Origin of the sequence: Lactobacillus pasteurii DSM 23907 = CRBIP 24.76, from assembly GCF_000297025.1 — a bacterium.
In the GTDB taxonomy this organism is placed as follows: domain Bacteria; phylum Bacillota; class Bacilli; order Lactobacillales; family Lactobacillaceae; genus Lactobacillus; species Lactobacillus pasteurii.
The window spans coordinates 20,843-35,182 of record NZ_CAKD01000029.1 but is presented as its reverse complement, the minus strand read 5'-3'; the positions used below and the strand labels follow the sequence as shown (position 1 = coordinate 35,182).

The 14,340-nt window shown below is 41.1% G+C and carries 15 protein-coding genes and 1 riboswitch; of the genes, 7 read left to right on the top strand and 8 right to left on the bottom strand.

The annotated features are described in order from the left end of the window. Positions 1-53: 53 nt before the first annotated feature. From BN53_RS09000 to BN53_RS08980, 5 genes are all read right to left on the bottom strand, one after another. Positions 54-884: a hypothetical protein gene (locus BN53_RS09000; RefSeq protein WP_009560632.1), complete on the bottom strand. Its 831-nt coding sequence runs from the start codon at positions 882-884 to the stop codon at positions 54-56. A gap of 14 nt (positions 885-898) precedes the next feature. After that, complete coding sequence (locus tag BN53_RS08995; RefSeq protein WP_009560631.1) at positions 899-1,585, bottom strand: TetR/AcrR family transcriptional regulator; 687 nt, start codon at positions 1,583-1,585, stop codon at positions 899-901. Positions 1,586-1,733: 148 nt separating this feature from the next. Next, positions 1,734-2,720: a ribose-phosphate diphosphokinase gene (locus tag BN53_RS08990; protein ID WP_009560630.1), complete on the bottom strand. Its 987-nt coding sequence runs from the start codon at positions 2,718-2,720 to the stop codon at positions 1,734-1,736. Positions 2,721-2,833: 113 nt separating this feature from the next. Further along, positions 2,834-3,490 carry an alpha/beta fold hydrolase gene (locus BN53_RS08985; protein ID WP_009560629.1) on the bottom strand — a complete coding sequence of 219 codons (657 nt, stop codon included), beginning with the start codon at positions 3,488-3,490 and terminating at the stop codon, positions 2,834-2,836. After that, the gene (locus BN53_RS08980) at positions 3,474-4,328 is read right to left on the bottom strand and encodes a glycosyltransferase family 2 protein (protein WP_009560627.1); all 855 of its coding nucleotides are present in this window, start codon (positions 4,326-4,328) and stop codon (positions 3,474-3,476) included. Before BN53_RS08980 ends, BN53_RS08985 begins: the two co-directional genes overlap by 17 nt. A gap of 149 nt (positions 4,329-4,477) precedes the next feature. Here BN53_RS08980 and BN53_RS08975 point away from each other — a divergent pair, with 149 nt between their 5' ends. Further along, complete coding sequence (locus BN53_RS08975) at positions 4,478-5,416, top strand: DUF1002 domain-containing protein (protein WP_009560626.1); 939 nt, start codon at positions 4,478-4,480, stop codon at positions 5,414-5,416. A gap of 41 nt (positions 5,417-5,457) precedes the next feature. On the opposite strand, the gene BN53_RS08970 is transcribed toward BN53_RS08975, so the two are convergent. Continuing rightward, positions 5,458-5,949 carry a ribonuclease H family protein gene (locus BN53_RS08970; protein WP_009560625.1) on the bottom strand — a complete coding sequence of 164 codons (492 nt, stop codon included), beginning with the start codon at positions 5,947-5,949 and terminating at the stop codon, positions 5,458-5,460. Between the two features lie 87 nt (positions 5,950-6,036). On the opposite strand from BN53_RS08970, the gene BN53_RS08965 reads away from it, so the two are divergent. Both BN53_RS08965 and cls read left to right on the top strand, forming a co-directional pair. Then, positions 6,037-6,966, top strand: a complete 930-nt coding sequence (locus tag BN53_RS08965) for an alpha/beta hydrolase (protein WP_009560624.1) — start codon at positions 6,037-6,039, stop codon at positions 6,964-6,966. A 10-nt stretch (positions 6,967-6,976) separates the two neighbouring features. Then, positions 6,977-8,434 carry a cardiolipin synthase gene (gene cls / locus BN53_RS08960; RefSeq protein ID WP_009560623.1) on the top strand — a complete coding sequence of 486 codons (1,458 nt, stop codon included), beginning with the start codon at positions 6,977-6,979 and terminating at the stop codon, positions 8,432-8,434. 40 nt (positions 8,435-8,474) lie between these two features. Here cls and BN53_RS08955 read toward each other — a convergent pair whose 3' ends face one another. Beyond that, the gene (locus tag BN53_RS08955; RefSeq protein WP_009560622.1) at positions 8,475-8,942 is read right to left on the bottom strand and encodes a hypothetical protein; all 468 of its coding nucleotides are present in this window, start codon (positions 8,940-8,942) and stop codon (positions 8,475-8,477) included. A 95-nt stretch (positions 8,943-9,037) separates the two neighbouring features. Between BN53_RS08955 and BN53_RS08950 the strand changes: the two genes are divergently transcribed. The 4 genes from BN53_RS08950 to BN53_RS08935 all read left to right on the top strand — a co-directional run bounded on the left by BN53_RS08950 (position 9,038) and on the right by BN53_RS08935 (position 13,321). After that, positions 9,038-9,742 (top strand): NAD-dependent protein deacylase, encoded by a 705-nt coding sequence (locus tag BN53_RS08950; RefSeq protein WP_009560620.1) that lies wholly within the window; start codon positions 9,038-9,040, stop codon positions 9,740-9,742. Positions 9,743-9,809: 67 nt separating this feature from the next. Then, entirely contained in the window at positions 9,810-10,574 is a 765-nt protein-coding gene (locus BN53_RS08945; protein WP_009560619.1) for a TerC family protein, read from the top strand. 92 nt (positions 10,575-10,666) lie between these two features. Next, positions 10,667-10,840, top strand: a riboswitch (Lysine riboswitch). Positions 10,841-10,943: 103 nt separating this feature from the next. After that, on the top strand, positions 10,944-12,566 hold the full coding sequence (locus BN53_RS08940) for an ABC transporter substrate-binding protein/permease (protein ID WP_009560618.1): 1,623 nt from the start codon (positions 10,944-10,946) through the stop codon (positions 12,564-12,566). Next, positions 12,566-13,321 carry an amino acid ABC transporter ATP-binding protein gene (locus BN53_RS08935; protein ID WP_009560617.1) on the top strand — a complete coding sequence of 252 codons (756 nt, stop codon included), beginning with the start codon at positions 12,566-12,568 and terminating at the stop codon, positions 13,319-13,321. The genes BN53_RS08940 and BN53_RS08935 overlap by 1 nt, the downstream gene beginning before the upstream one ends. A gap of 106 nt (positions 13,322-13,427) precedes the next feature. On the opposite strand, the gene BN53_RS08930 is transcribed toward BN53_RS08935, so the two are convergent. Beyond that, on the bottom strand, positions 13,428-14,339 hold the full coding sequence (locus tag BN53_RS08930; RefSeq protein WP_081495938.1) for an HNH endonuclease: 912 nt from the start codon (positions 14,337-14,339) through the stop codon (positions 13,428-13,430). Position 14,340: the final 1 nt, after the last annotated feature.

The window sequence follows — 14,340 nt, the reverse complement described above, 5'->3', positions numbered from 1 at the left end:
GCATTTTTTAAGGTTCAAAAAAAGCCTAGAATTTCTCCAGACTTTTAAAGTTATCAATTTGTCGTTGATAATTGCCACGGAATTGCACAGATTACATACATAATTGCGCCGGCAATTACGAATTCTAAGAAAACTCCGCTGCTGATTTCTAGTAGATAGCCAAATGCACCAAAAGCTGGCGTTTCTACATTAAAGAAAACAGGAATTACCGCAATTAGGCCACTGATTAAAATTAGCCAAAAGCCAGCCCACATCCCTGCTCCAGTTATCGCATGGATTAAGGCCTTTACTTTCAAGCGGGTTCTCATATCATTGATTAGCGAAATCAAAGTAATGATCGTCACCAGAATAATAATGATATTCACCACTAGCAAGATCATGGCGATATTAGCGCCTAAAGTAACGACATTCAGATCAAAAGCCTGAATAATTACATATGTCTTGCTCTTTTGCTTTTTCAATTTGTTGTAAATCGTTTGCGCCTCGCTGGAAGTGCCGTTTCCAACATTATCCTCGATATCATCAAGAATTTCTTTGGCTAAATTTTCGTTGCTGACTTTAAACCAGTGAAAGCCTAAAGTGTAATCGATAATGTGATCAGCAATTGGATTGGTCTGCTTGCTGGTCAATAAATTAGAATTTTCTTCATGATCTGCGCCAATCAGCTGCGACAACCCATCGAAATTGGCATTGACCTGACGAACTATTACCGCTTCGTTGCTACTAGTTCGAATTTGCTTTTTCATAAAAGCAGGATTCAAAAAAGTACTTGTAATCATGGCTAAGCCCACGATTAAGAAGATAACAAAAGCTAGGGTTCGTTTGTACTCATGATTTTGTTCTTGACTTAAGCGCCGCAAATCGGCCCGGGACTGCTCAACCATAATCTCTTTCCCCTTTAACTGATAATATCTTTGCCTGGGTCAAACATCTTGTCGATTGACTCGTGGATGCTGGACATATCTGCAGAAGCGATAATTCTGTGACCATCTTGCAAGGCCTTTTGAATTGTTGCGTGATCTTCATGGCAGAAGCTGTACATCAATGAGCTAATTGCGTAGTTAGCCAAATCTTCAGCAGTCAAATGGTGCTTCTTGCGTTCGTGGTACAATCTACCAACACCAACTGCTACAAAGGCAATACCAGTCGCAATTTCATCATGGAAATCTTCAGGATATTCGCCAAAGATGTTATTTTCCTTCAACCAGCTAAGTAGTACATCGCCCCAGTTGTCTAATGAATCGCTGCTAGTGATTGCTTGTGAGATGATGCGATCTAGTCCTTCATCGCGTGAACCCAAGATGAAGACAGTATAGATAAATGCCTTCATGTGTGCATACGGGCTGGAGTGTCCAATGTCGTCATACTTGTCGACTTCACTGCTCAAAGTCGTCAGCAAGTTACGTGCAATATCGCTGATCAACTTTGACTTGTGTGGATAGTAAGACTGCAAAAGTGACTTAGAAATTTCGCTTTTTTCTGCGATCATTTGCAAGGAAACTTTTTCTAGACCATTTTCGCGGATTAGCTTAAATGTATTTCCTAAAATCACTCTACGTCTTTCCATATTCTTACGTCTTGCCATATTCTTCGTACCTTTTCTTTCTATACAATGTATTATAATTATACCAACGTTTTATATTATATACATAGAAAAAAGTAAATTTAACAAAAATAATCCTCTGTTATTCAGAGGATTATCGTTTATAGAACACTTATACCATAGATCGCGATTATTTCAAACGGTTTTGCTCATCAAAGATTTCGTGAATTGAACGGTCCTTGTAAACATAGTCAATACCGCGAGCTAATAATTGGTCAACAGAAATTCTAACCATACGGTCTGGGTAACGCTTGTGCTTAATTGTATCAGTAACTACAATTTGCTCGATTGGCAATTCGTTCAAAACTTCAGTTGCATTCTTAGAAAGCAAGGCGTGGGTAGCAGCAACATAAACCTTCTTGGCACCAGCAGCCATAACTGACTTAGTTGAAGCAGCCATTCTTGAACCAGTATCGATCAAGTCGTCAACGATAATACACTTCTTGCCCTTTACATCACCGATCATGTCGTGAACTTCAGTATCGTATCTTGCACCACGTTGGTCAACGATCGCAATTGGAGCATCGAAGTATTGACCGAAGTTTCTAGCTAATTTAGCACCTGAGTGGTCTGGAGAAACTACGACAATATCATCGTCTTCTTTTCTAGCAATTCCGTTGTCCAAGAAGTATTGAGCCAAGATTGGCATTGCGTGCAAGTGGTCAACTGGAATGTTGTAGAAACCTTGAATTTGTGAAGCGTGCAAGTCAACAACGATTAAACGATCAATGCCAGTCAATTGCAACAAGTTGGCAATCAATTTGGCAGTAATTGGTTCGCGTGAGCGAGTCTTGGTGTCTGAACGAGAATATGCCAAGTAAGGAATTACCACATTAACGTTGTGAGCTGAAGCACGGTGCAAAGCATCCAACACAATTTCAAGTTCCATAAAGTTTTCGTTAACTGGATCTTGAATTGATTGAATTACAAAGACATCGCATCCTCTGATTGATTCGCCGATGTTAACTTGAATTTCGCCATCGCTAAAGTGATGAACGGCTGTTTCAATCAATGGTTGGTGTAAAATTTGTGCGATCTTTTCGTTTAAAACGGGATTACCACCCAATCCAATAACCTTCATTGGGTGCAATAATTCATGAAGCTCTTCCTTGTTCATAGTAACCTCTTCCATAAAAATACAATATACATTTTCATTATAACCAAAAATCTCAATAAAAGCTTGCCCAACCGTAAAAAAAGGCTAATAGTCGCTCAAAAGCGATCATTAGCCTACTTGCAAAAGTCCTTGATCAATTCTAATAGTTTCAAGCTTTTTACTGTGTAGCTGTTGTGAGTTTGTCTTGGCATAATAATCAAGCGTCCATTTGGCATCAATTGGCTGTACCAACGAACGTGCTCAACTTTTACCCAGTCTTTTTCGCCAACAACGCATAAGGTTGGCGTTTGAATCTTTCTTAAAGTATCTTCTGCCATAAAGCTTTCCGTCAATTCTACCCGGCTGTCTCGATCAAGCCGCATGAAGCGGTGAAAGCCTTCTGTTAAGTAGTGATATGGTCGAATGCCTCTTCCGTTAACGAAAACGCCTGATACGATCAACTTCTTAAAGGCATCAGGGTGCTGGCTAGCTAGCATCATTGCGGCTAATCCGCCGGCATCAAAGCCAAAGCAGTAGCATCCCTCAAGCCCCAGTTGCTTTATAAAAGCATAAATATCTTCAACTTCGACTTGATAGTGTTCTGCAATATCTCCTGCACTTAGTCCGTGGCCACGCATGTCTAAGACATAGACTGTGTAATAAAGCGAAAGTGGCGAAACGATCTTGTCAAACATTCCCCCATCTAAGTGGTGGCCATGAATCAAAAGTAGTGGCTCACCCTTGCCAAGCTTAGAGTAGTATAAGTCAACGCCATTAACCTTTTCTTTCATCGCTATTTCCTTCGTTAATTCTTACTAGGCTGCTTTTTGCTTGCTTATTGTCCTTGTGTTCTTGCCAAAGTCCTTGGCAGATAATTTTCCAAACTAAATAGTTAGCCTTGAAGTTGTCTGGAATCATCTTCAAATTGAAGTCATGAACCATGCTGTCTTCTCTTTGCCAGTAGTGGTAAAGCGGACGATTGCTGCAATAAAAGCCGCTAGTTAAAGCCAAGTATTTCACATTGAAAATCTGGTCTTCCATAAAGGCCAATTCCTTCACAAAGCTCAAATGATGTTTTCTAACAATCGCTGTCTTATAGCCCTTGTTCCAAGTGTAGCCCTTAACCGGCGAAACAAAAGCATGATTGAAGAAAAATGAACCCCAGAAATTAACGATTAACCGGTAAGTTTCCCACTTAGAAAGCGACTTTTCGATTGGCTTGTTAGTGGCAGGGTATGAGGCTTTTCCTGGATAATCTAGCCAAAATCCGCAGCTAACCATGGCAGCTTCAGGATGCTCATGAAAAGCTTTGACAAAATAAGCCGTATAGTCAGGATCTACCCAATCATCGCCGTCATGGAAAGTAAAGTAAGGTGTATTTACATTAGCCATCCCGACATTTCTAGCATCGGATAATCCTCCATTTGGCTTATTGATTATTCTGAAGTGCTTAAATTTTGTTCGATATGATTCTGCAATTTCTTGTGTTCTATCTTTGGATCCATCGTTGACGATCAACAATTCAAAGTTTGGATCCGTCTGCTTAGCCAGATGGTCAAGTGCTCTAGGTAGGTACTTTTCCATATTGTAAACTGGCATAATGACAGTTAATTCAGGTTGTTCTAACATAAAAAATCCCCCATATCCGACTATTATACCATCTATCTAAGTTTGCATGTAGCCCGGTAAATTTCTAAAAATTGGTGAAATTTCGTCTGTTTTGCGCCAGTTAAGTAAAAATCCATTATAATGTTGGTATTCAAAGAAGGAGAAAAATTATGAAAAAACTTTATGCTTTGATTTCTATTTTCTTTGCGGGCCTATTTGCCAGCTTTAGTTTAATGGCTAAGCCTGCACTTGCTGATGAAACCCCGGTCGTAACCTTGGGCACATCTTTAACTCAAACTCAAAGAGATGGAACAATCAAAACATTGACCGCTCCCCTAAATGGTGCAAATTATCAAACAATCACCATCACCGGTAGCGATCTAGTCAAATATCTCAACCCCTCTGGCGACAACTTCACCACCTCATCTGGGGTCTGGTCAAGTGCAATGATTCAAAAGACCGCCAGTGGTTCAGGCATCAACGTCAAAATTTTGGACTATAATGGCAAAAACAACATCACTACTATCACTGCCAACCAATACAAAAACGCAGCCCTAACTGCCGGTATTACTGACGCCAACATTTACGTAACTAGTGCAATTCCAATCGATGGCTCTGGTGCTTTAGCCGGCGTTTATGCTGCCTATGCCAAAAACGGCAACGCCTTAAACCAAAGTCAGGTCAATGCTGCTCAAGACGAAATCTCGACTTTGAGCGGAATTACGCAGGAAAATAAAGACAAATCTGGCTATAGCGATGCGCAATTAAACAATGCCGTTGCTGGTGCCAAAAGCGACATGGCTAAGATCGGCAACAATATTACTGACAGCCAAATTCGCGACATTGTCAACAATCAAATCAAGATCAACCATTTGGGTGATACGATCACCAACAATCAAAAGAATCAAATCATCAACATTTTGATTGAAATCCGCGACTCCGGCGCTTTAAAGAGCAGCAACTTCAAAGAAAGTGCAGCTAAGCTTTCCAGCCAAATTCAATCAGGCGCTAAGCAAATTTTTGACAAATTGAACACGCCAGAAAATCGCAACTTGTTCCAAAAGATCATCGACAGCATTGTCGAATTCTTCAGCAATTTATTTAAATAAACTAAAAGCAGAAACCAGCTTAAAGCTGACTTCTGCTTTTTTTACATATGTTGATCCATAAACTGATTGAGCAAGCCATCGACAAATTCATTGCCGGCATTGCCTTCATGGCCCTTAGTCCAGCTGAAAGTGGCATTAGGAAATTCTGGCAAGAGATGATCAACTTCTTGCCAAAGTTCCTTGTTCTTTAATGGGCCCGCTGCTCTTTTCCAGCCGCGCTTCTTCCAACCTTCAAGCCAGTGCTGGTTGATAGGGTCTAAGACGTACTTTGAGTCTAAGACAAAGAGCAATTTTTCTTGATTGATATCTAGCTCAATCAACTTGCGTAAAGCTGCAATAAAACCAGTCAATTCCATTTGATTGTTGGTTTGACCAGGACGTCCGCCTGCTTCGTGGACTTCTTGACCATTATATTCAATTAAATATGCCCAAGCTGCTGGGTCGCTGGCAGCAACCTTAGCGCCTTTGATTCCAGCGCCAGAATTTCTTGTGCCGCCGTCTGTATAAATTGTTGCATAATATTGATCTGCCATTATTTTTCTCATCCTTTATCTTTAGATCATTAATTAATAGTTCGTGGTAGAATGTTATCATTAATAGAATTATAAAGCGAGGATACTATGTTCTTCAACAGTAAAAAATATAAAGAAGAGGCGGAAAAAAATCGAACTGCTGATCTGACAAAAGAACCAAGCATGTTTAATATGCTTGCTTTGGCCGGCCTAGCATCATTCAAACTTACCCGTCCCTTTTTGAGACTGCACAAGCGCAAAATCGACGATCAAGCTACAGTCGAATTAGCTACTGAAAAGCAAGTTCCTATTATTTATTTTCATGGCTTTCGCGGCGGAGACTATACCACCAAGATTATGATCGACAAGGCGCTAGAAGCTAAAAAGAGTGACAAATTTTTAAAAGTAACGGCAGATTTGTTTGGAAATTTCAAGCTTGAAGGCTGCTGGAGCAGCGACAAACATCCAATCGTTCAGGTTGTTTTTCGCCAGCGGATCGTCGGCATCTATGCCATTGACTATTATCTCAGTTTCATCCTGCCGTTTTTGGCTAAGCGCTACAAGTTCGATCGCTATATCGCTGTAGCCCATTCACTATCTTGTCCCTGCATCATTCGCACGGAAATGAAGCATTATAAGCACAAAAATTTTCCTCATCTGGACCGCTGCGCCTTTATTGCTGGGCCTTTTGATGGAGTGACTTATTTGGGCGATATTCCCAACGTTAATGCCCTAACGCCCAAAGGTCACCCTAGCATGATGAACCCGCACTATCTCTATTTTCTCTTGCATCGTCGACGCTTTAATTCGGATATTTCAGTTTTGAATATTTATGGCAACGTTTTAGATGAAACCAATACTGACCGCTTTATTTCTGTTGTTTCTGCTAAAAGTATCCGCTACATCCTGGCACCTAAAGCCAAGATCTACCAAGAAATCGAAGTTCGCGGCGAAGCTTACGCCGAACACAGCATTATGCATGACAATCCATTTGTTATCGATATCATTCATAAATTTATCGGTTTGAAACAGCACTAGGAGGAGTTTTGTGATTTTTTTAAAATATCTTTGGCATATCATAATTATTACCAACACCATCTTAGCATTCTACATCGTCTTTCACCGCAAGCGGTCGGTCTCAACGACTTGGGCTTGGCTAATCATTCTTTTGGTTTTGCCAGTGATTGGCATGACACTTTATGCCTTCTTTGGCCGGGGTATTTCCCAGGAAAACCTCTTTGCCATTAACAAGCAGCGCCATATTGGCTTAAAGAACGTGCAAAAGTCGATCTCGACTCCGCCTAAGAAGATCAGCCATTCCGATACTTCCAATAAGGCTGATGTGGCAATTCACTTCTTTAACAAAGATGACGAAGCTCCTTTAACCAAAAATAACCAAGTCAAGCTTTATACTGATGGCCAAGAGATGTTCGATGACCTGATTATCGATATCAAAAAGGCCAAAGAAACGATCAATGTCGAATTTTATACCTTTTACAATGATGAAATTGGCAATAAGATCTTGGATTTATTAGTCCAAAAAGCTAAGCAAGGCGTCAAAGTTCACCTGCTTTACGATGCTTGGGGCTCAATGGGTGCAACGATGAATTGGTTTAAAGTTTTGACCGAAGCTGGGGGCAAGGTTTTACCCTTTGTTACTTCGCGCAACGCAATCACTAGATACCGCATCAACTACCACCTCCACCGCAAAATCGTCGTCGTTGACGGCAAGATTTCTTGGACCGGGGGCTTTAATGTCGGCGACCAATATTTAGGCAAAAAGAAAAAGTTTGGCTACTGGCGCGACACCCACGTTAGAATCGAAGGGTCTGCATCTTTGCTTTTGCAAGAGCGCTTTGTCATGGACTGGAATGCCTCTATTGGAAAAAAGGATCTACCAATTACCTACAACAACCTCTTCTTCCCTGACTTAGATGAATCAGACATCGAGCGCGGAGACGCGGCAGTGCAGATCGTTTCTGATGGTCCAGACAATTCTACGGCTTATCTGCGCAATGGGATGGTCAGATTGATGATGCTAGCCAGAAAAAGGCTCTGGATTCAAACCCCGTATTTGATTCCTGATGACGCCGTAATTGCAGCCTTGCAAATTATCGTTCAATCTGGCGTCGACGTGCGCATCATGATCCCATGCAAGCCCGATCATCCCTTCATCTACCGAGCTACGCAATGGTATGCCAATGAACTAACCGGAATTGGCGTCAAGGTCTACATTTACAACAACGGCTTTTTGCATGCCAAGACAACCGTAATCGATGATTTATATTCAACGGTTGGCTCAATGAATCAAGACTATCGCTCATATGATCTAAACTTTGAAGCAAATGCCATCTTCTATGACCGCAACTTCAATAAAAAAGTGGCCGAATCATTTGAAAAAGACATGGAGCAATCGACCCTATTAACTGAAGAAATGATTGCTAAGCAAGGTCGCTGGCTCAGAACCTTGCAGAGCTTTTCTAGACTGCTATCGCCAATTTTATAAAAATAAAATTCCTCCAGATCAACGTCCGGAGGAATTTTTGTTATAAAAGAGTAGGTCCTGTCTTGATCTCAACGTCTGGGCCAAGATAGCGCCTTAGAGTCTGTATTAAACTTGGAGCAGCGATTTTGAATCTAAGATAGTATTGACGACCGTCCTTAGCAGAAAGGATACAGGAGCTTTCCTCGCCAAATAAATTGACTACGAGAGCTTTTTGAATCAATTCATACTTAACCGTTCGTCTGAAAAAGCCTGAAACAACCAATCGCTTCGCTCCAAAGCCAGTATAGCCATCGATAATGCTAGTCAAAATCATCAAGGCAAAAAAAATCCGAATTTCGGTGGTATTCACCAAGATATCAGCATAAGAGCAGGACATAATTACCAAAAGCGTCCAAATTAGCAGTGATCTGCGATATACGCCTTTAACTTCTAAGCTTGCTTGATAATACCAACTGTAACAAGCATACATAAAAAACAATACATCAATTGCCAAGTAGAATGATTCCATAGCTTCCTCGCTTTATTTTCAAAGTTTCTTATCCAATAGTATAACAAAAATGGCGCTATAATAAATTTATAATCTTTTAGAAAGTAGGATTTTTTATGACTGATTTAGCTAAAATTGCCAGTTTCAAGCAAGATCTTGCCTCTAGCAAGCATGTAGTTTTCTTGACTGGTGCAGGAATTTCAACTCACTCGGGCATCCCCGACTATCGCTCAAAAAGCGGCATCTACAACGGCGTTAGCGAGCCGCCTGAAATAATCTTGAGTGAAGACACCCTCTATGGCCGGCCTGAACTATTTCACAATTTCGTGATGAAAAACATGTACTTCCCGCAGGCTCTGCCTAACAAAATTCATGAAAAAATTGCCCAAATCTGCAACGAAAAAGGCGATTTAATTACGCAAAATATTGATCGTCTGGACAAAAAAGCCGGCAATGAGCATGTCTTAGAGTTTCATGGCAACCTTTACGACATCTACTGCACTAAGTGCCAAAAAAAGGTTGACTATCAGGCCTATGAAAAAGACTATCGCCATGAAAATTGCGACGGCATTATCCGTCCAGGGATTGTTTTGTATGGCGAAGCAATTAATCCTGAAACTTTGACTAAGTCAGTGGAAATCATGCGCAAGTCTGATTTAGTGGTTATTGCTGGAACTAGTTTTGTCGTTTATCCTTTCGCCCAGCTCTTAGCCTATCGCAATCCAGCTGCTAAGATTTGGCTGATCAACAAGACTTCTATTCCAGCAACTGGCATTAGCGAAATTATCGGCGATGCCTTGGAGGTTTTTGACCGGCTATAATTGCAAAAGCTCCCCCGACTTGTTAAGCTAGTGGAGGCAAAAATAGTATGTAGAGGGATTAGTAACTATGTCATTTTTTAATTTATATGCACCCTTTTTTGACTTACATAATTGGGAGCACGTTCTCACTAGTGGCAAGGATTGGATGATCATCCTAACCTTGATCTTGATGGAATGTCTATTGTCAGTCGACAATGCGGTAGTTTTGGCAGCGCAAACTCAAGTCTTGCCAAGTAAAAAAGAGCAAGAAAAGTCCTTGCTCTATGGTTTGTGGGGCGCTTATATCTTCCGCTTTATCGTTATTGGTGTTGGAACTTATCTGATCAACTTCTGGGAAATCAAATTAGCTGGTAGTATCTACTTGTTCTACCTCAGCTTCAAGTTCTTCTATGACCAAAGACACCCTGAAAAAGCTGCTCACCACGAGCATAAGAAAAAGCCAAAGAAAGAAAAGAAGCACATTCTTTCTCTATTTTGGCGAACAGTTGTGTCAATTGAAGCCATGGATATCGTCTTTTCAATTGACTCAGTTCTAGCAGCTTTAGCTGTATCTGACAATCCAGTAGTTGTCTTGATCGGTGGCATGATCGGTATCTTGTGCATGCGGGGAATCGCAGAAATTATCATCAAGTTGATGGATATCATCCCTGAACTTCAGCCAATGGCTTACTTCTTGATCGGAGTAATTGCACTGAAGTTGTTCTTAGCCTTGCCTCCAATGCACTATGAGATGTCCAATGTCTTGTTTGCAATCATTGTTTTTGGCATTTTGGGCGTTACGATTATTTTCCACTTCGTCAAGATCAAACGCCACGGTCACAAGCATATGTAATTTCCCTGGAAATATTTTTATTAAAAATAAAAAGTTTTCGCTTGACATTTGCGTAAAAACAATCTAATATTTTCCTCAGTTAAATAAATATCCAATGCAATAGAGGTTGCGACAATTACGAAAATCAGCCTAGTACGCGAATATGATTAAGCTGATTGTAAGAATTGTTGCCGAAATCGAATTGACTTTCGCGGGTTAGTTCGGTTGGGCTACAGGAGCAGATCCTGTAGACTGTCCTGAGAATATCAGGGAGCGCTATACGATTTGGTTTAATTACTGATGAATAAACTAGGCCTCGCTTTTATTGTAGCGAGGCCTTTTTACGCTTTTATTGTATTGGCTTTAGTTGAAAATTTGGAGGTTTTTTCATTGAAGTCAAGATATAGATTAATCGCACTAATTGCGATGATATTTACCATGCTCGTTAGCTTTAACATGCACGCGCCAAGCGTTCAAGCAGCTAAGGCTGACAGCAAAGTATTAAAAGTGGGAATGGAAGCAAATTATCCCCCTTACAACTGGACCCAAACTACTGATGCTAACGGCGCTGTACCAATCGACGGTACTCACGCCTATGCCAATGGTTACGATGTCCAAATCGCTAAGATCATCGGTAAGAAGCTCCACCGTAAGGTTGTCGTAGAAAAGACCGAATGGGACGGACTTTTACCTTCGCTTACTTCTGGCAAGATCGACTTGATCATTGCTGGTATGAGTCCAACAGCTGAAAGACGCAAGGCCATCAACTTTTCTGAACCTTACCGCAAGGGAACTTTCGTAATTATTCTTAACAAGACTAATAAATATGTATCTGCCAAGACCTTAAACGACTTCAAGGGTGCAAAATTAACTGCACAACAAGGTACTTTGCACTATGGTTTGATCAAGCAATTAAAGGGCGCTAAGCGCGAACCTGCGATGAGAGACTTCTCAGCTATGCGTCAAAGCTTGATTTCAGGCACGATCGACGGTTATGTAGCTGAAGACATCGAATACGAAAGCTACAAGCAAGTTAACCCTAACATCGTTGCTATCAACTTGAACAAGATGAAGGGCTTCAAGATCCCTTATTCAGATTCTGTCACAAGTATTGGTGTCAAGAAGGGCAACACTAAGCTATTGAATGACGTCAATGCAATCTTGAAGACAATTTCTAACAAGAAGCGTCAACAATTAATGGTGACTGCTGTTAAAGAACAACCTAAGACTGAATCAACCGACAAGAAGACTGGCAAGAAGCAAAGCTGGCTAGTTTCAACTTGGAAGCAATACGGCAACATGATCATCAGCGGTATCGGCATGACCTTGTTGATCGCCTTGGTTGGTACGATTGCTGGTTTCATCATCGGTTTATTGGTAGGTATCGTTAGAACTATCCCTACCCCAACTACTACTGGCAAGAAGGTTGCTTTGAAGATCGTCAACTGGCTATTATCAGTCTACGTTGAAGTCTTCCGTGGTACGCCAATGATGGTTCAAGCTGCCGTAATCTACTACGGTATTGCCCAATTCTGGCACTTGAACTTAAACCGTACCGTTGCTGCTTTAATTATTGTTTCAATTAACACTGGTGCTTACCTAGCCGAGGTTATCCGTGGTGGTATTATTTCTACACCTGAAGGTCAATTTGAAGCAGCTAGTGCTTTGGGTATGACTCACAACCAAAGAATGTGGCACATCATTTTACCTCAAGCAATTAGAAACTCATTGCCATCAATCACTAACGAATTCATCGTTAACATCAAGGATACTTCTGTTTTGAGCATTATCTCAGTTTCAGAATTGTTCTTCGTTGGTACGACTATTGCCAGTCAAACATTCCAATTCTTCCCAACTTACTTGACAATTTCAGCAATTTACTTGGTACTTACTTTCACCATTACTAGAATCTTCAACTTGATTGAAAGAAAACTTGATGGCAATCGTAACTACAACTTAATGGCAAATCAAATTCAAGTGGGAAATTCTAAAGATTCGGGGGCTAATAACTAATGGCTGAAAATAATGACAAGATTTTAAGTATTAATCATTTGCAAAAATCCTTCGGCGATCATCAAGTTTTGCGCGATATTTCCTTCAATATCAATAAAGGCGAAATCGTCTCAATTATTGGTCCTTCTGGTGGTGGTAAGTCTACTACCTTGCGCTGCATCAACTTGCTTGAAGAGCCAACTGGTGGCGAGATCCTCTTCCATGGGGAAAATGTCTTGGAAGCTGGATATGACCGCAACAAGTTCAGATCAAGAGTCGGCATGGTATTCCAACAATTCGACTTGTTCGAAAACAAGAACGTCTTGCAAAACTGCATGATCGGCCAACAATTAGTCTTGAAGCGTTCAAAAGAAGAAGCTGAAAGAATTGCCCTTGAAAACTTGCGCAAAGTTGGCATGGAGCCCTTCATCAACGCTAAGCCAAAGCAATTGTCCGGTGGTCAACAACAACGTGTAGCGATTGCGCGTGCAATTTCAATGAACCCTGAAGTGCTTTTGTTTGACGAACCAACTTCTGCCCTTGACCCAGAAATGGTCGGTGAAGTACTTGACGTTATGCAAAAGCTAGCTACTACTGGTTTAACGATGGTAATCGTTACCCACGAAATGGGCTTTGCTAAGAACGTTTCTGATCACGTACTCTTCATCAGCGATGGTATTGTGACTGAAGAAGGTGCGCCTGAACAGATCTTTGATCAACCACAAAACGAAAAGACGCAGAAATTCTTGCGCAACTTTAAGCAAAACGACTTTTAAATATTCTTTTTTAATGGTAGCTACTCATCCAGCATGGATGGCTGCTATTTTTTTGCGCAAAACTTGAGGCATAGAAAAAGCCTGGCCCCAAGGCCAAGCTTAAGTTTTAAACTATATCGGAATTTTCTTCTAATTCAGACAGGCGCCAATGAGTCGCAAAATACTCCTCACGCACGTGGCGCAATTCATCATAATCACTTTGTAAGGTGTCGATGGCATCTTGCAATTTTTTATTTTCTTTTCTAATCGCATTTAGCTCTGGATCAGCTACCACGCCCTTAAGATGAACCTGAGCAGCCAAATAGCTGCGCCGATGTTGGAACTCTTCTTTCAAAGTGCCTAGACTGTTTTCGTACTTAACCAGCTTCCGATTGATCGGCTTAAGCTGCTCATTCAAGCTAACAAACAAGTCATATGGCATATCAGACTTAATTCGATTGCATTCAGAACAAGCCAAAATCAAGTTCGAAAAGTCATTGTTATGCGATAGCGACACAGGATCCTTATGATCAACGCTATGCCCCTTGCGACCGCAGTACTGACAGCGATAGCGATACTTGGCCCGAATGCGCTCGCGATCGATATAATCGACCTCATTCAGCTGAAAATCAACCTGCAAACCCAATTGTTCCAGATTATAGGAAAATTCCCGACCCGAATCTGGAGCAGGTCTTAGGCCATCTTGGCTAGCAATAATTGCTCGGTTAAATTCTGCTCGATCAACTTGCTGCAAGGCAACTGCATTGTTGTCGTAATCTTGAATAAAACCTTCATAACGCTTTTGCAGCTGTCTAGTTTTGACTAGCCATTCAACTTCTTGCTCGCCATCTTTGCCTATAAAGGCATACAGCAAGGCTTTAGCAAAAGTCGCTACAGTGTCGTTAGCATATTCTTCAGGATCAAGCCCGCGCTGGATACAAATATCGCAAATGCTGGTTAGCTTTGGATTCATCAAGCCTGCTTGCTTAAAATGTAGCGATGCCATCCTTAAGCCACATGAACTACATTGAAATTTCACG